This is a genomic window from Aromatoleum sp. (genome assembly GCF_032027225.1).
In the GTDB taxonomy this organism is placed as follows: Bacteria; Pseudomonadota; Gammaproteobacteria; order Burkholderiales; family Rhodocyclaceae; genus Aromatoleum.
Genome location: NZ_JAVSMM010000004.1, coordinates 212219 through 231269, shown reverse-complemented (window position 1 = coordinate 231269; position 19051 = coordinate 212219). Strand labels below are relative to the sequence as shown.

At 66.5% G+C, this 19051-nt stretch carries 20 protein-coding genes; 9 read left to right on the top strand and 11 right to left on the bottom strand.

Going from position 1 to position 19051, the window contains the following annotated elements:
* Positions 1–72: 72 nt before the first annotated feature.
* On the bottom strand, positions 73–534 hold the full coding sequence (locus ROZ37_RS07310) for an OsmC family protein (protein ID WP_312658572.1): 462 nt from the start codon (positions 532–534) through the stop codon (positions 73–75).
* 103 nt (positions 535–637) lie between these two features.
* Between ROZ37_RS07310 and ROZ37_RS07305 the strand changes: the two genes are divergently transcribed.
* Complete coding sequence (locus tag ROZ37_RS07305) at positions 638–856, top strand: hypothetical protein (protein ID WP_312658570.1); 219 nt, start codon at positions 638–640, stop codon at positions 854–856.
* A gap of 835 nt (positions 857–1691) precedes the next feature.
* Here ROZ37_RS07305 and ROZ37_RS07300 read toward each other — a convergent pair.
* The 8 genes from ROZ37_RS07300 to ROZ37_RS07265 form a co-directional block, all read right to left on the bottom strand.
* Positions 1692–2114, bottom strand: a complete 423-nt coding sequence (locus ROZ37_RS07300; protein ID WP_312658568.1) for a DUF2778 domain-containing protein — start codon at positions 2112–2114, stop codon at positions 1692–1694.
* Positions 2115–2932: 818 nt separating this feature from the next.
* Entirely contained in the window at positions 2933–3913 is a 981-nt protein-coding gene (locus ROZ37_RS07295; protein WP_312658567.1) for an agenet domain-containing protein, read from the bottom strand.
* Positions 3914–4153: 240 nt separating this feature from the next.
* Positions 4154–4516 (bottom strand): monovalent cation/H(+) antiporter subunit G, encoded by a 363-nt coding sequence (mnhG, locus tag ROZ37_RS07290; RefSeq protein WP_312658566.1) that lies wholly within the window; start codon positions 4514–4516, stop codon positions 4154–4156.
* Positions 4513–4797, bottom strand: coding sequence for a K+/H+ antiporter subunit F (locus ROZ37_RS07285; RefSeq protein ID WP_312658565.1), 285 nt, complete (start codon positions 4795–4797; stop codon positions 4513–4515). Before ROZ37_RS07285 ends, mnhG begins: the two co-directional genes overlap by 4 nt.
* A complete protein-coding gene (locus ROZ37_RS07280; protein ID WP_312658564.1) occupies positions 4794–5318 on the bottom strand; it encodes a Na+/H+ antiporter subunit E in 525 nt (174 codons plus the stop codon). Before ROZ37_RS07280 ends, ROZ37_RS07285 begins: the two co-directional genes overlap by 4 nt.
* Positions 5315–6949 (bottom strand): monovalent cation/H+ antiporter subunit D, encoded by a 1635-nt coding sequence (locus tag ROZ37_RS07275; RefSeq protein ID WP_312658563.1) that lies wholly within the window; start codon positions 6947–6949, stop codon positions 5315–5317. Before ROZ37_RS07275 ends, ROZ37_RS07280 begins: the two co-directional genes overlap by 4 nt.
* On the bottom strand, positions 6946–7287 hold the full coding sequence (locus ROZ37_RS07270) for a Na+/H+ antiporter subunit C (RefSeq protein ID WP_312658562.1): 342 nt from the start codon (positions 7285–7287) through the stop codon (positions 6946–6948). The genes ROZ37_RS07275 and ROZ37_RS07270 overlap by 4 nt, the downstream gene beginning before the upstream one ends.
* Positions 7287–10196, bottom strand: a complete 2910-nt coding sequence (locus ROZ37_RS07265) for a monovalent cation/H+ antiporter subunit A (protein ID WP_312658561.1) — start codon at positions 10194–10196, stop codon at positions 7287–7289. The genes ROZ37_RS07270 and ROZ37_RS07265 overlap by 1 nt, the downstream gene beginning before the upstream one ends.
* 516 nt (positions 10197–10712) lie before the next feature.
* Between ROZ37_RS07265 and ROZ37_RS07260 the strand changes: the two genes are divergently transcribed.
* Positions 10713–11591, top strand: coding sequence for a universal stress protein (locus tag ROZ37_RS07260; RefSeq protein WP_312658560.1), 879 nt, complete (start codon positions 10713–10715; stop codon positions 11589–11591).
* Between the two features lie 214 nt (positions 11592–11805).
* Here ROZ37_RS07260 and ROZ37_RS07255 read toward each other — a convergent pair whose 3' ends face one another.
* The gene (locus ROZ37_RS07255) at positions 11806–12759 is read right to left on the bottom strand and encodes a LysR family transcriptional regulator (protein ID WP_312658558.1); all 954 of its coding nucleotides are present in this window, start codon (positions 12757–12759) and stop codon (positions 11806–11808) included.
* A 102-nt stretch (positions 12760–12861) separates the two neighbouring features.
* Here ROZ37_RS07255 and ROZ37_RS07250 point away from each other — a divergent pair, with 102 nt between their 5' ends.
* From ROZ37_RS07250 to ROZ37_RS07230, 5 genes are all read left to right on the top strand, one after another.
* Complete coding sequence (locus ROZ37_RS07250; RefSeq protein WP_312658557.1) at positions 12862–13167, top strand: HPF/RaiA family ribosome-associated protein; 306 nt, start codon at positions 12862–12864, stop codon at positions 13165–13167.
* Positions 13168–13298: 131 nt separating this feature from the next.
* A complete protein-coding gene (locus ROZ37_RS07245) occupies positions 13299–14153 on the top strand; it encodes a Tim44-like domain-containing protein (protein ID WP_312658556.1) in 855 nt (284 codons plus the stop codon).
* A gap of 475 nt (positions 14154–14628) precedes the next feature.
* Positions 14629–15072, top strand: coding sequence for a nuclear transport factor 2 family protein (locus ROZ37_RS07240; RefSeq protein WP_312658555.1), 444 nt, complete (start codon positions 14629–14631; stop codon positions 15070–15072).
* 40 nt (positions 15073–15112) lie between these two features.
* Positions 15113–15526, top strand: coding sequence for a VOC family protein (locus ROZ37_RS07235; RefSeq protein ID WP_312658554.1), 414 nt, complete (start codon positions 15113–15115; stop codon positions 15524–15526).
* A gap of 10 nt (positions 15527–15536) precedes the next feature.
* Entirely contained in the window at positions 15537–15947 is a 411-nt protein-coding gene (locus tag ROZ37_RS07230; protein WP_312658553.1) for a YciI family protein, read from the top strand.
* Between the two features lie 147 nt (positions 15948–16094).
* Here ROZ37_RS07230 and ROZ37_RS07225 read toward each other — a convergent pair whose 3' ends face one another.
* Positions 16095–16556, bottom strand: coding sequence for a PAS domain S-box protein (locus ROZ37_RS07225; RefSeq protein WP_312658552.1), 462 nt, complete (start codon positions 16554–16556; stop codon positions 16095–16097).
* A gap of 253 nt (positions 16557–16809) precedes the next feature.
* Between ROZ37_RS07225 and ROZ37_RS07220 the strand changes: the two genes are divergently transcribed.
* Positions 16810–18438 (top strand): cbb3-type cytochrome c oxidase subunit I, encoded by a 1629-nt coding sequence (locus tag ROZ37_RS07220; RefSeq protein ID WP_312658551.1) that lies wholly within the window; start codon positions 16810–16812, stop codon positions 18436–18438.
* Between the two features lie 3 nt (positions 18439–18441).
* Positions 18442–19047, top strand: a complete 606-nt coding sequence (locus tag ROZ37_RS07215; protein ID WP_312658550.1) for a cbb3-type cytochrome c oxidase subunit II — start codon at positions 18442–18444, stop codon at positions 19045–19047.
* The last annotated feature ends 4 nt before the right edge of the window (positions 19048–19051 follow it).

Here is a 19051-nt window from a genome sequence, read left to right as displayed (position 1 = left end):
CCATCCTAACGCGTGCGGGTGGGTGACGACGCCCCGTCGCCCGGTCGGCTCGTCTTGTCGGCGAGCAAGACCTCAGGCGGGTTCGGTAAGCGGAGTCACCGTCACCGTCGCGCTGATCGAATGCGCGATGAAGCAGTTGCGATGCGCGCCCGCGTGCAAGCGCGCGAGCGCCGCGTCGTCGGGCTGCTTGTCGCCGGCGAAGCGCACCTGCGGCGACAGCTCGATCCGCGTTACCGCCATGCGGCCTTCGGCGTTCTTCTCGAGGTGCGCGACCGGCGCGTCGCGGTAAGCCTCGACGCGGAAGCCCTGGAGCTCGGCGATCGCGAGGAAGGTGAGCATGTGACAGCTCGCGAGCGCGGTCAGCAGCAGCTGCTCGGGATCCGCGCACGCGGCGTCGCCCTTGTAGTCGACCGCTGCCGACAGCGACACCTTCTGCTTGCCGTTGAGCGTCGCGACGTGGTTGCGCGAGTAGGTGCCGGCGTCGGCCGCGTGCGGCGCGCGCTGCCAGTCGATGTGCGTGTAATGCTTGGACATGGTGGGCCTCCGTTCGGATCTTCGAGTGAGCGGGGCTATCGTAGGCCGCCCGGCGATCCGCGTAAAACGATCGTTTCTAACGGCGAGGCTTAGGAAAGCTCATGTGAAACCGCCGCCGACCGCGCTGTGGTCGGAAGCCCCGATCTGCCCCGCGAAAACCGCCGAACGTCTGCGCCGCGACGTCGCTGAGCCCCACCGTCCGCCCTCCGGCCTGCGCTTCGTGCTCGTCGACGAATACCACGACATCAATGGCGTCGATATGAACTCATCGGCGCGGCCGCGGGGAGCACGCTGCAGACCGAGGAAGACCGCGTCTCGCTGACGGTGGTCGCCGACGACCAGAACATTTATGCGTTCGACGGCGGGATCGCGCGATACACCTGCCAAGTTGAAACCGACTACGCGGCGCGTCGTTACGCGCTGGCCGAACTACCGTTCGACCAAACCCATCGTCCACTGCGCCGACGGCGTCTGCGAGCGCAAGCGCCAGCGCATGAAGTCGGGGCAGGCGATCCACATGAACCACGCGCGGCACGCGAGCCTGACGCCGTCCCGTGTTGATCCGCCCGGGCGTAAGGATCGTCCTGTCGTGGCCGGTACGGTCCGCGCCTCGGCCGCAATTGCTTATCGACCCTCGGCCTCGATGGCTGGGCCGGGGAGCATGGCCTCGCCGCAGTGCGTTTCCGGATCGAAGGCGTAAGACCCTGGTTTAGTTTTTCAGGTTCGCCTGCGCAAGTTGAGTGATGTCGATGCGGTCATCCTCGACCATGATCCGTTTAGACGAGCCGCCCGTACGTCGGCCGGTGGCAGCCGTACGCCGAGGCTCTTGTCCCAATGCTCGATGGCGAGAATGGTTGCGAGCCGTTGAAAATACTGCGAATTCTATTTCTGCGCGCGCTTCGAATGAAGAGTCCGGAAGAACGCATAGCCAGCGGAGCAAGCAATCAGCACAGAAATCGCCGAGATCGAGAATGCGACCACAAACTCTAGATCGGAAATTTCCTCCGCGTTAGCGGAGCGATAATAAGAATCCGTCCAAGTCCAAAAGGACCGGGGTAAAGAAGGAAACGTTTCAGGGTTGGTTACCCAAAGATGCGCAATGAGTGAGGAAACCGTCAGCCATGCGAAAAACAACGACATCACAAATAAGCGACGTCTCATCGGACGGCTAGCTTCCCATACGCATGGAGTTCGCTGCCCGGAATGGCGCGGGGTTTCACGCTCCGCAACATGCTGCGCAAGAAATGGAACTCGTGCTGTTTTTCGATCACGATGCAACCTTTGCTGACTCCGTAGATCCCTTTCGGGTGAAGCCGAAAGTTGCCGCGCAAAACTTCTCTGCAGTATGTCGCGTCATCGATTTCAGCATCCTCTGCATACAACGCGAACCAGTCTGATCGGCCTTTGAGACGGTCCAATAAGGAGCCAAGAAAGCCACCGGATTTGCGGTCGAGAATGTAGTAGATTCCGGGCGGGATAGGTCCTTCGTTTGCGAGACAAGCCGAAACTTTCTTGTTGATGTGTGGGCTCAAGCCGGAGAAGGCATCGAAAGACAGTCCGCCTAAATTGAAGGAGCTCATCGGCTTGTCGTTCAGTTCGAAGGTGCAACGATGCATAATCGATTTGCCAATTGACGTTAAAGAACCGAACTCGCGAACCCGCTGATCTCGGGAATTCCGAGGTCCAAAGCGGACCTGAAACGGGGGCGGCGGGTGCAGGAGCGCCGCAGAGGTTCGGTTTTACCTGGTCTTGTAGATACGCTTGAAACTAGCCCGATCTGCGAACATTCTTCTCAATAGCGCGCCAGCGCCGACGAGAACGGTGATACCTGCGGGCCAACCGAGCAGCGATAAACTTGCCGGAACGACACCCGATATTTTGACGCCTGCAAATACGCTTGCAATCAGCAAGATGAAATAGAGAGCTGAAGGGGCCCCGTACTCTATTTCCGCTTGGCATCCACGACATACGGTGGCGCCACGAGGAACGGATTCTCTACAGTGCGGGCATACCAATTCACTCATGTCTTATCCTTTTTCCGTTGAATAAAAGTCATTCGTTCCACGTCAAGCAGCAAGAAGGGCGACGTTGGCTAGCAGCAATCGCGAGACTGTGTGCTGGCAGACGTCCGGCTCAAATTCCTGTGGAACAGGCGCAATAATAAACAAAAAATGACAGTCGAGTGGATGACCTGAATTTGCGTCACTCCTGCGCTGGGGGAGGCCGATTGCGGTCAGGCGGTTGGCGCTTGTTCCTCGAATCCGGGTGCGGATCCGAGTCGAGGGGTTGTAGCGACGACGAGTCGGGGCGAGCGCGCTTGAATCGAAGCATCCGTTCGATCGCTATCGCGAGCGCGGAAAAATAACTTTGGGGTGCGTGCTACTCGCGACGCCTCGGCTCATCGCCCCTTCGGGCAACTCATCGACGCCCGCGCGTCGCCGTTGAACACGAGGTCGATCTGCGGTTTGCCGCCGTTCTTCACCGAAAACTTGCCGGTGGCGTTTGCCATCGTGCCGGTGAAGCGCATTGCGCCGCCTTCGGAGAGCGTGTAGCTGCCGATGTCATTGCCGACGGCGTAGCGGCCGCCGGGTTGGACGACGACGTCGGTGTAGGTGTAGTTGAGCTGACCGTTGTCGAAGGTGTAGCAGCCGTACTTTCCGGGCGGAATCGCGCTTGCTCCGCCGGCTGCGGGGGTCGTGGAAGCGTCGGGGCGGGCTGTGGGCGTCGCTGCCTGTTTGCCACCGACCGGCCGCATGCGTGCGGCGTTGACCCATTCGTCCCAGTTCGACCCGTAGCCGTCGTAGGAGACGAGGCAGCTGCCCATGTTGTCGGGTCCGTCGAGCACCTTCGCGGGATACCATTGGCCGCCATACAGAACGCTGACCGCGCGACCTTTGACACACGGCGTGGAGTTGGGCGCGGGGGGCGGCGCGGCGCTTCCTGCCGAAACGGGCGCCGGCACCGGCACCGGCGCCGGCGCTGCGGCCTGCAGGTCGGCGCCGGTTTCGTTGCGCACGACGCGGTACCACGCGTTTTCCATCTCCTGCAGCGACTGCTGCATCTTCTCGCGCGTCTGCGCCGGGCAGGGGCGATTGGCGAAAGTCGCGGCGCTTTGTTCGCGCGCCTGCCGGCGAGGTTGGTCGATCGCGACGAGCACCGCGTCGATGTCGGCGCGGCTGAGGTCGAAATGCGGGAGGCCCCGCGCGAACGCATCGAGCAGCGTCTGGCCGCGGTTGCTGCCGCAGTAATCCGCGGCGCCGATCAGCGAGGCGAGATTCGCGGCCATCTCGGTGAACTTCGCGCGCCCGCCGCCGGCGGCCAGTGCGCTGACCGACAGGGGCAGGCCGATCGCGAGCAGCAGGACCTTGCGTTTCGACATCTTCTTTTTCTCCGGCCGAACTGGGAACGATGCGCGATGGCGCGCTTGGCCCGCGATTATGCGGGAGGGATGTCGAAGGCGACGCGGACGAAAGTCTCGGACCTGCGCACACGCCTCGCGGGAGGGAGGCGTTGCCGGCGCGGACGCGTATGTGACTGAAGGCGGACGGCGCCGCGAAAACGCGGTCAGCCCGGGTTCTACGCAGCTTGGGTGAGGACCGCGGGCCGCGGCTCCCCTTCTTCAGCCACTGGTTTCCGCGCCCGGATCGTCCGCTTCCCCGGACCGGTCGCGCTGTGGGTCGCGATAGACTGCGGCACGCATGATCAGCATCGCGACGACCGGCGCGGTCATCAGCACGAAGAGGCCGATCAGAAGTTCGTGAATCACCAGCCTCGATTGCGCGACGCTGAAATAGATCATCGACGCGACGAGGATGCATCCGGCGCCGAGCGTGACGGTGATCGCCGGGCCATGGATGCGCTGGTAAAAGGTTTTCAGCCGCAAGAGCCCGAGCGTGCCGACCAGCGAGATCACGCCGCCCAGCACGAGCAGGAACACCACGGGCAGCGCCGCCCACCAGGGGAGCGTTTCGGCGAAACTCATTCGATCACCTCGCCGCGCATCAGAAATTTCGCCAGCGCGATCGTCGATACGAAGCCGAGCAGCGCGATCAGCAGCGCCGCCTCGAAGTAGATCTCGCTGCCGTATCGCATGCCGAGCATCAGCGCGAGCAGCATCGTGCACATCCATAGCGTGTCGAGCGCCAGCACGCGGTCCTGCGCCGACGGACCGATCAGCAGGCGCACGGCGCAAAGAACCATCGCGAGCACCACGCAAGCGAGCGCGAAGATTATCGCGGCGGACAGCAGCGTCGCGGTCGTCATGCCTTCTCTCCTCGATTCGCCAATGCGGCGGGTTCGAACAACTCGATGATCGGCTGCTCGTAATGGGCCTTGATCGTATCGATCCACCATTGCTCGTCGTGCAGGTCGAACACGTGCAGCAGCAGGACGTGGGTGTCGGGCAGGATCTCGACCCAGACGGTTCCCGGCGTCGAGTTGATCAGGCAGGACAGCAACGCGAGGCCGTGCGGATCGTGCAGGTCGAGCGGCACGCGGACGAACTGCGAATTCACCTCGGCCGACTGGCGGAACAGGATGATGCTGCTGACGTTGAAGCACGAGCGCACGATCTCGATCGCCGACAGCCACAACAGCCGCCCGAATGCCAACGGCCGGGCGATGCGCGGATGCCCGTGAGGCTGCAGCGGCCACGCGAGCAGCGGCGCGATGAACCCGAGCAGGCCGCCGAGCAGCCAGTGCGCGGGCTCGACGCTCTGGACGAGGAGCAGCCACATCAGCAGCAGACACACCGACAGCAGCGGCGAAGGCAGCCAGCGGCTCATCGCGGGCCTCCGTCGGTCGGCGCGCGCCTCACGGGCGGCTCGCCCAGCACGCGCTCGGTGTAGTCGCCGCTGCGCGACAGCCCGTCGACCGTGCGGCCCAGATAGTTGAACACCGGTCCGGCCTGAACCGTCAGCAGCACGCACAGCACCACGAGCGCGGTCACCGGCGCCGCCTCCGAGAATTGCAGCGCCGGCGGCGTCACCGCCCCCGACGCCCAGAAGGTCCGCACGCCCAGCCGCATCAGCGCGATGATCGCCGCGAGGCCGGCCACGATGACCAGTGCGATCAGCACCCAGGTCGTCGCCGGCACGCCTTCCGGCTGGCCGGCCGACGCCTCGAGCAGCGCATGAAACAGGCTGAACTTCGCGACGAATCCCGACAGCGGCGGCATGCCGCTGATCACCAGCGCACACGCCGCGAAGCTCAGGCCGAGGAAGGCCAGCGTGCCTGGGATGCCTACGCCGACCGGGTCTTCCGGCTTGTCCTCGATCGCGAACGCTTCCATCGTGATCGCCAGCAGCGATGCGCCGGGCGGCCGGATCCGCTCGGTGAGCTCGATCAGCAACATGAAGGCTGCCATCGCCAAGGTCGAGCCGAGCAGGTAGTACAGCCCCGCCGCGAGCACGCCCGGGCCGGACTGGCCGATCACCGCGAGCACCGTGCCCGACGAGACCACCGCACCGTAACCCGCCATGCGCCCGCCGTCCTGGCTTGCGAGCATCCCGATCGCGCCGAACATCAGCGTGGCCATGCCGCCCAGCGTCAGCGCCGCGAAGCCGAAGCCGGTGAGATCCCCCGCCTCGCTCCCGAACACCGCCAGCCACACGCGCAACACCGCATACACGCCGACCTTGGTCATCAGCACGAACATCGCGGCCACCGGCGGCGACGCGGACGCATAGGTGCCGGGCAGCCAGAAGCCGAGCGGCCACATCGCGCCCTTCGTCAGGAACGCGAGCGCCAGCACGCTCGCGCCGATCGAGAGCAGATAGGCGTCCTGCGCGTCGAGCAGGCCGACACGGGCGCTCAGGTCCGCGATGTTCAGCGTGCCGGTCGCCGCGTAGATCAGCGCGACGCCGATCAGGAACATGAAGGACGCGACCAGGTTGATCGCGATGTACTGCATGCCGGCGCGGATGCGGCGCAGGTTGTAGCCATGCAGCACCAGCCCGTAGGACGAGGCCAGCATCACCTCGAAGAACACGAACAGATTGAACAGGTCGTTCGTCAGGAACGCCCCGTTGAGCCCCATCAGCAGGAACTGGAACATCGTGTGGAAATGCACGCCGACGCGGTCCCAGCGCTGCACCGAGAACACCAGCACCGCGAGCGCGATCGTCGCGGTCAGCACGAGCATCAGCGCCGCGAGCCGGTCGACCATCAGCGCGATGCCGAACGGCGCCGCCCAGTTCGATGCGAGGTACACGCCGATGCCGTTCGGCCAATGCTCGCCATCGACGGTCACGAGCAGCACGATGGCCACCAGCCACTGCAGCACGCTGCTCGACAGGCTCAACGCGAATTTCAGCGTGTGACGCCGCTGCGTCACCGGGATGATGACGGCGCCGACCAGCAGCGGCAGCAGGACCGGAACGACGATGAGATGTTGCAGCCAGGGCAGCGCGCTCATTCGCGGGGCTCCTCGCCGTCGACGTGGTCGCTGCCGGTCAGGCCGCGCGCGCCGATCATGATCACGAGGTAGAGCGCGGTCGTCGCGAAGCCGATCACGATCGCGGTCAGCACCAGCCCCTGCGGCAGCGGGTCGGCGAACTGCGCCGGATCGACGGTCGGACCGGGCGTGATCGGCGGCCGGTCGACCCACAGCCGCCCCATCGCGAAGATGAACAGATTGACCGCATAGGACATCAGCAGCAGCCCGGTGATGAGCTGGAAGGTCCGCGGGCGCAGGATGAGCCAGATTCCCGATCCGAACATCACGCCTACCGCAATCGCAACCACCGCTTCCATCAGGCGGCTCTCCCGCCGGGCGTCGGGCGCTCGACGTCGGGTGCCCCATTTACCGGCACGCGGTGGCCCCGCAGGGACTGGTGCGCCAGCGCGACCAGCATCAGCATCGTGGTCCCCACGACCACCGTGAACACGCCGAGATCGAACACGAAAGCGCTCGGCAGATGCAGTTCGCCGAGCACCGGCCAATCGACATGTGCGGTGTGCGTGGTCAGGAAGGGATGGCCGAAGAACCAGGCGCCGAGGCCGGTCGCGCACGCGAGGATCAGTCCGGAGCCGAGCCAGCGGTGCGGCCGCAGGCTCAGATGGCTCTCGACCCAGACGGTGCCGGCCAGCATGTACTGGACGAGGATCGCGACCGCGAAGATCAGGCCGGCCACGAAGCCGCCGCCGGGGAGGTTGTGCCCGCGCATGAAGAAGTACACGGCGATCACCCCCATGAAGGGCAGCAGCAGGCGCAGGTAGATGCCGGGCACCAGCAGGTAACCACGGTTGGCCTGCTCGGCCGGCGTCTGCCGGGAGGCGGGATCGAGTTCGTTCTGCTGCTGCGGCGGAATCTCGGCGCTGTCGGGCGCGGGCCGGAAGCGGCGCAGCAGCGCGTACACGGTGAGCGCGACGACCGCGAGCACCGTGATCTCGCCGAGCGTGTCGAAGCTGCGGAAGTCCACGAGCAGGATGTTCACGACGTTGCTGCCGCCGCCTCCGCTCAGCGCGTTGAGCAGGAAGAAGTCGGCGATCGTGTCCGACGCCGGGCGCACCAGCACCGCGTAAGTCAGCGCCGCCATCGCGAGGCCGCCGACGACCGCGATCGTCATGTCGCGCGAGCGGCGCAGCCACACGCTGCGCGGAATGCTGAGCTGGAGCACTTTCGGCTCGATGCGCGGCGGCAGCCAGCGCAGGCCGAGCACGATCAGCACCGTCGTGACGGTTTCGACCATCAACTGGGTCAGCGCGAGATCGGGCGCCGACAGCCACAGGAAAGTCGCCGCGGTCACGATGCCGGTGCCGCCGATCAGCATCAGCGCGGCGAGGCGGTGGAATTTCGCCATCCACGCGCCCGCGATCGCGCAGGTCCCGCCGATGACCCAGATGCCGGCAAAGAGGGGGTCGAAGCCCTGCACCGGCAGCACCGTCCACTGCGGCGGCGCGCCGGCCAGCAGCAGCGGGACGACCAGCAGCGCGAGCATCATCATCAGCAACTGCGGCTGCAGGCGCGTCGTGCCGAGGTGGCGCAGCAGCCATCCCGCCGAACGCGTGATGTACGCCATCGAAGTCTCGTATGCCTGGGCGCCGTTGAAGCGGTTGATCACCGGCACGCTCGTCCGTTGCCGCAGGTTGAAGTGCCGACGCAGCACGACGTAGAAGCTCACGCCTCCGAGCAGCGCCACGATGCTCATCATCAGCGGCAGATTGACGCCGTGCCAGACGGCGAGGTCGTATCGCGGCGTGTCCGCACCCAGCGTCGCGGTGGCCGCGATATCGAGGATCGGCCCGATGCTGCGCGCCGGAATGATGCCGACGACAAGGCAGGCGAGCACCAGCAGCTCCACCGGGAAACGCATCCATCGCGGCGGCTCGTGGGGCTCGCGCGGCAGCTCCTCCGAAGGCCGGCCGAAGAAGATCGAAATGAAGCGCAGCGAGTACGCGACGCCGAACATGCCCATCGCAACCGCGGCCACCGACATCCACCAGTTCCGGTCGCCGCCGACGAGGATCGTCTCGGCGAAGAACATCTCTTTCGACAGGAAGCCGTTCAGCAGCGGCACGCCCGCCATCGCGCCGCTGGCGACGATCGCGAGCACTCCCGTGTGCGGCATTTTCGGCAGCAGCCCGCCGAGGACGCGCAGGTCGCGCGTGCCGGTTTCGTGGTCGATGATCCCGGCCGCCATGAACAGCGAAGCCTTGAACGTCGCGTGGTTGAGGATGTGGAAGAGCGCCGCGACCATCGCCAGCGGCGTGCCGATCCCGATCAGCACGGTGATCAGGCCGAGGTGGCTGATCGTCGAATACGCCAGCAAACCCTTGAGGTCGTGCTGGAAGATCGCGATGAACGCGCCGAGCAGCATCGTGCAGACACCCGCCCCGCCGATGATCCACGTCCATTCCGGTGTTCCCGACAGCGTCGGCCACAGCCGCACGAGCAGGAACACGCCGGCTTTGACCATCGTCGCGGAGTGCAGGTAGGACGACACCGGCGTCGGCGCGGCCATCGCGTGCGGCAGCCAGAAATGGAACGGAAACTGCGCGCTCTTCGTCAGCGCCCCGAGCGCGATCAGCGCCAGCGCGACGAGATAGAGGTCGTGGCCGCGAACCGTGTCGCCCGCCGCCAGCACCGCATCCAGGTCGTAGCTGCCGACGATGTGTCCGAGCACGAGCACGCCGGCGAAAAGACACAGCCCGCCGGTTGCCGTCACCGTGAAGGCCATCCGCGCGCCGCGGCGCGCATCTGCGCGGTGATGCCAGTATCCGATCAGCAGGAAGGACGTCAGGCTGGTCAGCTCCCAGAACACCACCAGCTGAACCAGGTTGCCCGACAGCACGATGCCCAGCATCGACCCCATGAAGGCGAGCAGGAACGAGAAGAAGCGCGGCACCGGATCTTCCGGCGACATGTAGTAGCGCGCATACACGATCACCAGCAGGCCGATCGCGAGCATCAGCAGCGTGAACACCCACGCGAGCCCGTCGACCCGCAGCAGGAAATGGAGACCTTGCGCCGGAAGCCAGTCGAACTCCGCGCGCAGGATCCCGCCGGCCGAGATCTCCGGGTAAAACAGCGCGGCGACTAGCAGGCCCCAGCCGGCCACGCCGATCGCGAGCCACGCCTCGGCATTGCGCGCGTTTTGCGGCAGCAGGGCCGCGATCAGGCTGCCGATGAAGGGAACGAAAACGAGAGAAGCGAGCAGCATCGGCCGTGAGCGGGAAACGAACTATTCAGCGGGACTATTCGACCAGCACGGACGGACGCGACGGCAGTCCCGATCCTCACCCGCGCAGCGCGACGAAAGTGACCGCGAACCTTACCACGGCAAATTCGAACGCAATGCAGGGTAGCGAAGAAGGGGCGGGCGCGACAAGCCTCCTCGTCGCCAGCGGACCGAAAATGAGTAGCGCAGCATCATTCGTCCGGCGGCCCCGCGGGCTGCGGGATCGCTTGTCGCCCTTCCCCGTCCGACAACCGCAGGCCGCGGGCGAGCGCCGTCAACGTTCGTCGAGCGTCGCAAGCCCGAGAATGATTACGTCATGGGACGCGCGCCCGTTCGGGAGATCGCCAGCGGAAGGCTAAACTGTGGACCGGCCCGGTGCGGCGAGATCGGCGACGGACGTTCGAGGCCGATTCTCACCGTACGGCTGCCCACCGCCGCTACGATCAACCCGGCGGACCCTGGCCGTCCTCCAAAAAACGTCGAATGGAGAAATTCGCAGTGACTCCCTTCAAGCGCCTGCTCGCCGCGACCGATCTTTCCGCGCCGGCGCGCCATGCCGCGGAACGCGCCGCGCTCCTCGCCCACGAACTCGGCGCGAGCGTCGACCTGCTTCACGTCGTGAATCCCGCGCCGATCGAAAAGCTGCGGCAGCTCGTCGCCGACATGCCCGCGGAGCTCGAGCAGCGCGTGCTCGACGCGACGCGGGAGGAACTGCGCAAGCTGGGTGCGACCGTGTCGAAGCACCGCGGCGTCACCGCGGGCGTGCAGGTCGCGACCGGGCCGCTGATCCAGGAACTGACCGCGCAGGCCGAAGCGGTCGATCTGCTCGTCCTCGGTGCGCGCGGCAGCAGTTTCATGCGCCACCTGCTGCTCGGCTCGACCGCCGAACGCATGCTGCGCAAGACGACGCGACCGATGCTGGTCGTCAAGCAGCCGCCGCACGAGCCTTACCGCACCCTGCTCGTGGCGGTCGATTTCTCGGCGTACTCGGCGCGTGCGGTGCAGGCTGCGCAAGCCGTCGCCCCCGGCGCGATCATCGTGCTGCTGCACGCGTTCGAAGTCCCGGTCGAGGGCAAGTTGCGGCTGGCGGGCGTCGAGGCCGACCTGATCCACCGCTACCGCGTCGCCGCGAAGCAGGACGCGCTCGCGAAACTGCGGCAATTGCGCGACGACACGGGGCTCGCGCCGGAGACGACGCGGCTCGTCGTCGTCCACGGCGATGCGTCGCGCAACGTCGTCGAGCAGGAGCAGGAGCACGACTGCGACCTGATCGTCATCGGCAAGCATGGTGAAAGCGCGATCGAGGATCTGCTGGTCGGCAGCGTCACGAAGCACGTGCTCGCCGAGTCGCAGTGCGATGTTCTCGTGACGGTTTGAGCCGCGGCGCCGACGCTGCGGACCGGGACGGGGATCGGTCATCGGACTCCGCTGTTCTCGCTGGACCTGCGGATCGGGCTTGCGGCGACGGGCGCGGGCGTGAGCCGCAGGCGGGAGGCGTGCGGAAGCCGCGCACGTCGGATTTCGTTTCGCTTGCCGGTCTACGCCTGCTGCGCCTGGACCGAGCGCCGGCGTCGCCCTTGATTCGCACGACCTACGCCTGCCCTCCAGCGCCCGGAGCGGGATCTTGCGCGGCGCCCGCCGTGCCGGCGGATCTAGCCGATGCGCTGTCGGCCCGCGCCAGCAGCTTGCGGATCGCCGGGTGCTCGACTTTGCGGTCGGCGAGGATCGCGTAGAAATTTTCGACGACGTCGGGGCAGCGGCCGAGGAGCGTCAGGCCGCGGCGGCGAGTGAGCTCGTCGGATGACCATTCGGGCGCCGGGAAGACGCCGAGTCCGCTTTCGCCGAAGGTCGCGAGCAGCGCGTTGTCCTCGAACTCGCCGACGATTCTCGGGCGGATGCCATGACGCGCGAGCCAGTCGTCGAGGCGCGCGCGCACCGCGGAACGCGTCGTCGGCATCAGCACCGGGAGCCGCCCCAGACACGCGGGAAATTCGACGTTCTCGCCCTCCAGCAGCGCGGGGGGCGCGTACCACGCGAGCGACGTCTTTTCGAGCCGGTGGCTGAAGAGGCGCAGGTTCGGGTTCGGCGGCGCCGGACGGTCGGCGAGCACGACGTCGAGGCGGTGGAGCGCGAGTTCGGCGAGCGAATCGTCGAAGTTGTCTTCGTAGCACACCAGCCGCAGCTCGGGCGTCTGCACCGCGGGCTGCAACAGTTGGCGGACCGCGAGTTTCGGCAGGCTGTCCGAGATGCCGACCGCGAGGCGCATGCCCTTCGCCGCCGCTGCCTCCTGCACCGCGGCCGGCAGCGCCTCGCCGAGCTCGAAGATCTGCTCGGCGTAGCGGGCGGCGACGGCCCCGGCTTCGGTCAGCTCGACGCCGCGTCCGGCGGAGCGGAACAGCGCGTGACCGAGCGAGCGCTCGAGCTCGCGGACCTGCGTGCTCACCGTCTGCACCGCCATGTCGAGCCGCTCGGCCGCGCGCGCGATGCCGCCTTCCTTGGCGGCAACCCAGAAGTAATAGAGATGACGAAAGTTGACCGGGTGCATTTAGGTTCCGTTTTTACGAACCTAAGTTACGACAAATTCACCTTCATTGGAAGTGAAAGGCCGCGTATGGTGCGTGGCTTGTCCTGCCACAGGAGGATCCCGATGGAGGTACTCGTCGAAGCCCCGCGCCGCACTGCGAGCCGACTGTCCAAAGCGATTCACGCGCGCCTGCGCTTTGCGCTGCGCCGTCTCGGCTGGCTCGTTCCGCGTGCGGTCGTCCGTCTGTCCGAAGTCGAGCGCGACGCTGGCGATGCCGGCAAGCGCTGCGAAGTGCGACTGAACGTCGTCGGCACCGGCGACGTCGTCGTCGCGGCGACGTCGCGCGACTGGCTGCAGTCGATCGACGACGCGCTGAGGAGCGCGGCGCGGCGGCTCGAGCGCAAGTACCGGCGCGTTTATGCCGGCTGAAAGATTCCTCCGTGAGCTTTGCGAAATCGTTGCCGCCCCGTTCGGCGCCGCGCCCTCATCCGCGGCCTCGTCGCCGACGGCTTTCTGAAACCTTGTTCCGTGCCGTTCAACCCACTGGAGTTCCCACCTAGATGAAACGCATCCTCCTGACCGTCTTCGCGCTCGTGCTGAGCGTGGGGCTGACGATGCCGGACGCGGAGGCGAAACGCCTCGGCGGCGGCAAATCCTTCGGTACGCAGCGCGACGCGACGCCGCAGGCGCCCACCGCACCGAGCGCCCGTACCGCCGATGCACCGGCCGCCGGCGCGATGGCCGGGCAAGCGGCGAAGAAGAACAGCTGGCTCGGACCCGTCGCCGGCCTCGCCGCCGGTCTCGGCCTCGCGGCGCTCGCGTCGAGCCTCGGCTTCGGCGAAGGGTTCGCGAACATGCTGATGATTGCGCTGCTGGTGATGGCCGCGTTCGTCGTCTTCCGCATGCTGACGCGCAAACGCGCGGCGCCACAGGCGATGCAGTACGCCGGCATGGGCGCCGGCGGCGGCAGCATGCCGATGTCTGCGCCGCCGGCGGCCGCGGCGGCGCTCGCCGGCGGCTCGGCCTCGCCATCTTCGGCGCTGCCGGCGGGCTTCGACGCCGACGGCTTCGTGCGCCAGGCGAAAGTCAATTTCGTCCGGCTGCAGGCGGCCAACGATGAAGGCAACCTCGACGACCTGCGCGAGTTCGTCACGCCGGAGATGTTTGCCGAGCTGCAACTGCAACTGCAGGAGCGCGGCGACGTCGCGCAGCGCACCGAGGTCGTCGACCTGCACGCCGAAATCGTCGAGTGCATCGAGGAAGCGCAGCGCTACCTCGTCAGCGTCCGCTTCCACGGCTTGATCCGCGAGGAGAAGGACGCGGCGCCGGTCGCGTTCGACGAGCGCTGGCACCTGACGAAGCCGGTCGCGGGCAATCGCGGCTGGGCGGTCGCGGGCATCCAGCAGTCCGCGTGACGCGGGCGATGTGACCCGCGCCGCGACGGCGGCGAATACGGGCGCGACCGGTTTTCCGGTTCGCGCCCGTTTTTTTTTTCATGGCTACACACGCGGGAGTCCCTCATCGGTCGGCGATGTGGGATTTCCGCTGTCGTGGGGCGAGGGCCGATGCGAAACCGTGCTGCGTGTCGAACCGAGAGCATGGCGCAACGCTCCGAAGCTCGCGGCTGGGTGTCCTCTGCCGGATTTGGCCCCGGCGAAGGGGGCCGTGACGGTACCGGTCGTCGCAATCGTCGCGATCGCCGCCATCGTCGCGGAAATCCGAAAACTCGGGCTGCGGCAACGCGAACCTTGTTCTAGTCTTCAGAGTCGTTTTCGACGAGCGCTTGCTCATTGCCGCGCCGGAACCGGTGCGGCGCGCGCCGGCGCGGCGACGGCCGGCAAGGTGCGAGAGGCTCGCATCCGCAACCGTTCCGGGGGAGGAGGACAGATCATGAATGCCGAAGCCACCCGGGTCGGCGCCGAAGCCGAAATCCGCGCGATTCTGGAAGACTGGCGGCAGGCCGTCTGCGCCCAGGACATTGCGCGCATCGTCTCGCGTTACGCGCCGGACATCGTCGCGTACGACGCGGTCCTGCAACTGCAGTTCTGCGGCGTCGACGCGTACCGCAAGCACTGGGAGAAGTGCATGACGATGTGCACCGGGCCGACGGTGTTCGAGCTGCACGAGTTGCAGATCTTCGCCGGCGAGGACGTCGCGTTCGCGCATGCGCTGAACCGATGCGGCGGCACCGGCCCCGACGGCAAGGAGACGACCGGCTGGATGCGGATGACGGTCGGCTACCGGCGGACGAACGGACGGTGGCAGGTCGTGCACGAGCACTTCTCGGCGCCGTTCGACATGGAAAGCAGCAAGGTGCTGTGGCTCGAGCCGTGACCGGCCCGGCGACATCGCCGTTCAGGCAAAGGAGCGAATCATGCGATTGAATCCGTACCTGATGTTCGACGGCCAGTGCGAGGCGGCCTTCAAGTTCTACGAGCAGTGCTTCCGCGGCAAGCTCGAAGCGCTGATGCGCTTCGGCGAGTCGCCGGAGTGCGGCGACATCCCGCCCGAGTACCGCGACCGGATCATGCACGCGTGCCTCGTCATCGATGGCCAGAAGCTGATGGCGTCCGACACGACGCCGCAGTATCCGCACGAGGGCATCAAGGGCTGCTCGGTCACGCTCAACGTCGACTCGATCGCCGAGGCCGAGCGCCTCTTCAACGCTCTGTCCGAAAACGGCTCGGCGATGATGCCGCTCGAGCAGACGTTCTGGGCGGTGCGTTTCGGCATGTGCACCGACCGCTTCGGCGTGCCGTGGATGATCAACTGCGAGAAGGATCAGTGAGGGGGCCGCGATGCGCTTCATGATGCTGGTGATCCCGAAGGGCTACGAGAGCGCGCCGCCGGGAACGATGCCCGACGCGAAGGCGGTTGAGGCGATGATGCAATACAACGAGGAACTGCAGAAGGCCGGCGTGCTGATCGCGCTCGACGGCCTGCACCCGCCGTCGATGGGCGCACGGGTGTCGTTTTCGGGCGGCAAGCCGACGGTCACCGACGGGCCGTTCCCGGACGCGAAGGAAGTCCTCGGCGGCTACTGGATGATCCGCGTGAGTTCGAAGCAGGAAGCGATCCACTGGGCGTCGCGCTGCCCGATGTCGGACAACGAAATCATCGAGATCCGCCAGGTTCAGGAAATGGAGGACTTCCCGCCCGACGTGCAGAAGGCGGCTGAGGGATTCGAGCAGATGCAGAAGAGCTCGTGATCACGCGGGCGAACAGCGAATCGGTCGGCGGCGGAGCGAGCTGACGCGCAGGTCCGACAAGCGGAGCGAAGTCCGACCCCAGTGGCTCGGGCATCGGCGTCGCCCGTCGCCTGCAGCTCGTCTCCTACCGGCGACGAATCGGTCCATTCAATCCTTCGACGGCGCCGATTGCTCCGGCGCGCGGCCCACGTCCAGCGCGGCTTCGCATTCGCGTAGCCGGCGCTCGTCTTCGCGGCGGCGGGTGCCGTCGCGGGCGATCGCGACCGAGCCGAGGACGCGGCCAGCGTCGGCGACGACCGCGAACGTCATTTCGACGTAGATCGTTTCTCCCGCGTGGTTCATCGAACGGGTCAGGAGCGCGCGCCGGCCGTGTTTCGTCGCGCCATTCTGCATCGCGCGGTCGAAACCCGCCCAGTGCGCGGCGCGCAGCCGCTCGGGAATGATCAGGTCGAGGCTCCGACCGACGGCCTCGGCCTTCGGGTAGCCGAACAGCGCTTCGGCGCCGGCGTTCCATTCGCGGATGACGCCTTCGCGGTCCGCGTAGATCAGCGCGTCGCCCATCTGTTCGGCGATCAGCCGGTGAAGGGCGGAAGAAGGGTCTGGGTTCATCGGGAATCTCCGGGTTTCGTCGATGCGCAGGCTGCAGACGGGCGGGTTAAGGGGGCCCTCGCCGATCCGCCGGGTGTCGCGCGGCTTGCTGCGACGCAGTTTCGGGAGGCTCGAACGGTCGCCCCCGCGCGAAGGGTGCGATCTCCGTGGAAGTATATTTGGTCAATTGCTTTTTCTCGTGCACCGCAATAACATTCGTGCCAAATATATCTTTAAAACCCCGCAAGGGACCCTCTCCCCGACTCCGACAGCCATGGACATCCCGACCTTACTGCTTTCGTCATTTGTTATAGCCGTCTCCGCGTTGCTCTTTTTCATCTGGTCCCTGCGCAAGGGCGTGCTCGATCCCGATCCGGCCGCCGCGAAGGTGATCTTCTCGAAAGGCGAGATCGGCCGGGTCGAGGAGCCGGCCGTATCGGCCGCGAGCGAACGTGAACTGCAACGCAGCGTCACCGCCGCGGTACCCGCGGAAGCGGATGCCGACGAACTGCAGGCGCGGCTAGAAGCGGACCGCTCGGCGTCGCGGCCGGCCTTCGTGCTGCTCGGTTTCGCGGTGCTGTGGCTGCTGGTCGCATCGTTCGCCGGACTGACGAGCTCGATCAAGCTGCACGAGCCGGACTGGCTGACGCAGTACGCATGGCTGACGTTCGGGCGCATCCGCACGCTGCACCTCAACGCGGTTGCGTACGGCTGGGCGCCGATGGCGGCGCTGGGGATCGCGCTGTGGATGATGCCGCGGCTGCTGAAGACCAAGCTCGTCGGCGCGCGCTTCGCGATCGCCGGCGCGGTGCTGTGGAACATCGGGCTCGTGATCGGCCTGGTATGCATCGCGCTCGGCATCAACGACGGCATGGAGTGGCTCGAGATTCCGTGGCAGGTCGGCACGCTGTTCGTGGTCGGCGGCGCGCTGATCGGGTTGCCGCTGGTGTTCACGCTGCGTCGCCGCAAGGTCGAGCACTTGTACGTGTCCGTGTGGTACATGGGCGCGGCGCTGTTCTGGTTCCCGGTGCTGTATCTCGTCGCGAAGCTGCCGGGCGTGCACTTCGGCGTCGAGCAGGCGACGATGAACTGGTGGTTCGGCCACAACGTGCTCGGCCTCTTCTACACGCCGCTGTCGCTCGCCGCGGTCTATTACTTCCTGCCGAAAGTCATCGGCCGGCCGATCCAGTCGTACAACCTGTCGCTGATCGGCTTCTGGTGCCTCGCGTTCTTCTACGGCCAGGTCGGCGGCCACCATCTCGTCGGCGGCCCGGTGCCCGAGTGGCTGGTCACGCTGTCGATCGTGCAGAGCATGATGATGATCGTGCCGGTGGTCGCGTTCTCGGTGAACCAGCACCTGACGATGCGCGGCCGCTTCTCGGCGCTGCGTCATTCGCCGACGCTGCGCTTCGTCGTGCTCGGCGGAATGATGTACACGCTGAGCTCGATCCAGGGCTCGTTCGAGGCGCTGCGCAGCATCAGCACGGTCACGCACTTCACCCATTTCACCGTCGCCCACGCGCATCTCGGTCTGTACGGCTTCGTCACGCTGGTGATGTTCGGCGCGATCTACTTCGCGATGCCGCGCATCGTGTCGCGCGAATGGCCCTATCCCAAGCTCATCGCGGCGCACTTCTGGCTCGTGACGGTCGGCTTCGCGATCTATTTTGTGACGCTGACGGCCGGCGGCGTGTTGCAGGGCCTCGCGATGCTCGACGCCAGCCAGCCCTTCATCGAATCGGTGCGTGTGACGCTGCCGTACCTGCAGGGCCGCTCGATCGGCGGCGCGCTGATGACGCTCGGTCATCTCGTGTTTGCCGCGCACTTCACGGTGATGGCGCTGCGTCGGGGGCCGCAGCGCAACGAAGCCGCCTTGCTCCGTCCCCTCGTTCAGGCGGTCTGAATCATGGAAAACGGCGTCAAACTCATCTCCGGCGCGCTGGTCACGCTCGCCATCGCGACCGCTTCGCTCGTGGTCATGCCCTACCTGCAGCTTCAGGACGTGCCGCCCACGCCGGGCCTGAAGCCCTACACCGAAGTCGAACTGCGCGGGCGGCAGGAATACATCAAGCAGGGCTGCATGTACTGCCATTCGCAGCAGCCGCGCGACCCGAGCCAGGCGCCCGACGGCGAGCGCGGCTGGGGCCGGCCGTCGGTCGCGAGCGACTACTACTACGACCGGCCGCACCTGCTCGGCACGATGCGCACCGGGCCCGACCTGATGAACATCGGCGCGCGCCAGCCGAGCGTCGACTGGCAGCTGGGTCACCTGTACCAGCCGCGCGCGTACGCCCCGGGCAGCATCATGCCGGCCTACCCCTACCTCTTCGAGGTCAAGGACGCGGCCGAGCCGGGCGACAAGGTCGTCGCGCTGCCGCCGGAGTTCGCGCCGGCGCAAGGCGTCGTCGTCGCGACCCGCGAGGCGCAGGACCTCGTCGCGTACCTGCTCGCGCTCGACCGTACCTTCCCGGCGCTCGCGCCGCTCGCCGCGGCGCCCGCGTCCGCCCAATGACATC

Coding starts and splice junctions, on each gene's coding strand:
- ROZ37_RS07310 (WP_312658572.1), bottom strand. CDS start 534: ATGTCCAAGCATTACACGCACATCGACTGGCAGCGCGCGCCGCACGCG.
- ROZ37_RS07300 (WP_312658568.1), bottom strand. CDS start 2,114: ATGAGCTCCTTCAATTTAGGCGGACTGTCTTTCGATGCCTTCTCCGGC.
- ROZ37_RS07295 (WP_312658567.1), bottom strand. CDS start 3,913: ATGTCGAAACGCAAGGTCCTGCTGCTCGCGATCGGCCTGCCCCTGTCG.
- mnhG (WP_312658566.1), bottom strand. CDS start 4,516: ATGAGTTTCGCCGAAACGCTCCCCTGGTGGGCGGCGCTGCCCGTGGTG.
- ROZ37_RS07285 (WP_312658565.1), bottom strand. CDS start 4,797: ATGACGACCGCGACGCTGCTGTCCGCCGCGATAATCTTCGCGCTCGCT.
- ROZ37_RS07280 (WP_312658564.1), bottom strand. CDS start 5,318: ATGAGCCGCTGGCTGCCTTCGCCGCTGCTGTCGGTGTGTCTGCTGCTG.
- ROZ37_RS07275 (WP_312658563.1), bottom strand. CDS start 6,949: ATGAGCGCGCTGCCCTGGCTGCAACATCTCATCGTCGTTCCGGTCCTG.
- ROZ37_RS07270 (WP_312658562.1), bottom strand. CDS start 7,287: ATGGAAGCGGTGGTTGCGATTGCGGTAGGCGTGATGTTCGGATCGGGA.
- ROZ37_RS07265 (WP_312658561.1), bottom strand. CDS start 10,196: ATGCTGCTCGCTTCTCTCGTTTTCGTTCCCTTCATCGGCAGCCTGATC.
- ROZ37_RS07255 (WP_312658558.1), bottom strand. CDS start 12,759: ATGCACCCGGTCAACTTTCGTCATCTCTATTACTTCTGGGTTGCCGCC.
- ROZ37_RS07250 (WP_312658557.1), top strand. CDS start 12,862: ATGGAGGTACTCGTCGAAGCCCCGCGCCGCACTGCGAGCCGACTGTCC.
- ROZ37_RS07245 (WP_312658556.1), top strand. CDS start 13,299: ATGAAACGCATCCTCCTGACCGTCTTCGCGCTCGTGCTGAGCGTGGGG.
- ROZ37_RS07240 (WP_312658555.1), top strand. CDS start 14,629: ATGAATGCCGAAGCCACCCGGGTCGGCGCCGAAGCCGAAATCCGCGCG.
- ROZ37_RS07235 (WP_312658554.1), top strand. CDS start 15,113: ATGCGATTGAATCCGTACCTGATGTTCGACGGCCAGTGCGAGGCGGCC.
- ROZ37_RS07230 (WP_312658553.1), top strand. CDS start 15,537: ATGCGCTTCATGATGCTGGTGATCCCGAAGGGCTACGAGAGCGCGCCG.
- ROZ37_RS07225 (WP_312658552.1), bottom strand. CDS start 16,556: ATGAACCCAGACCCTTCTTCCGCCCTTCACCGGCTGATCGCCGAACAG.
- ROZ37_RS07220 (WP_312658551.1), top strand. CDS start 16,810: ATGGACATCCCGACCTTACTGCTTTCGTCATTTGTTATAGCCGTCTCC.
- ROZ37_RS07215 (WP_312658550.1), top strand. CDS start 18,442: ATGGAAAACGGCGTCAAACTCATCTCCGGCGCGCTGGTCACGCTCGCC.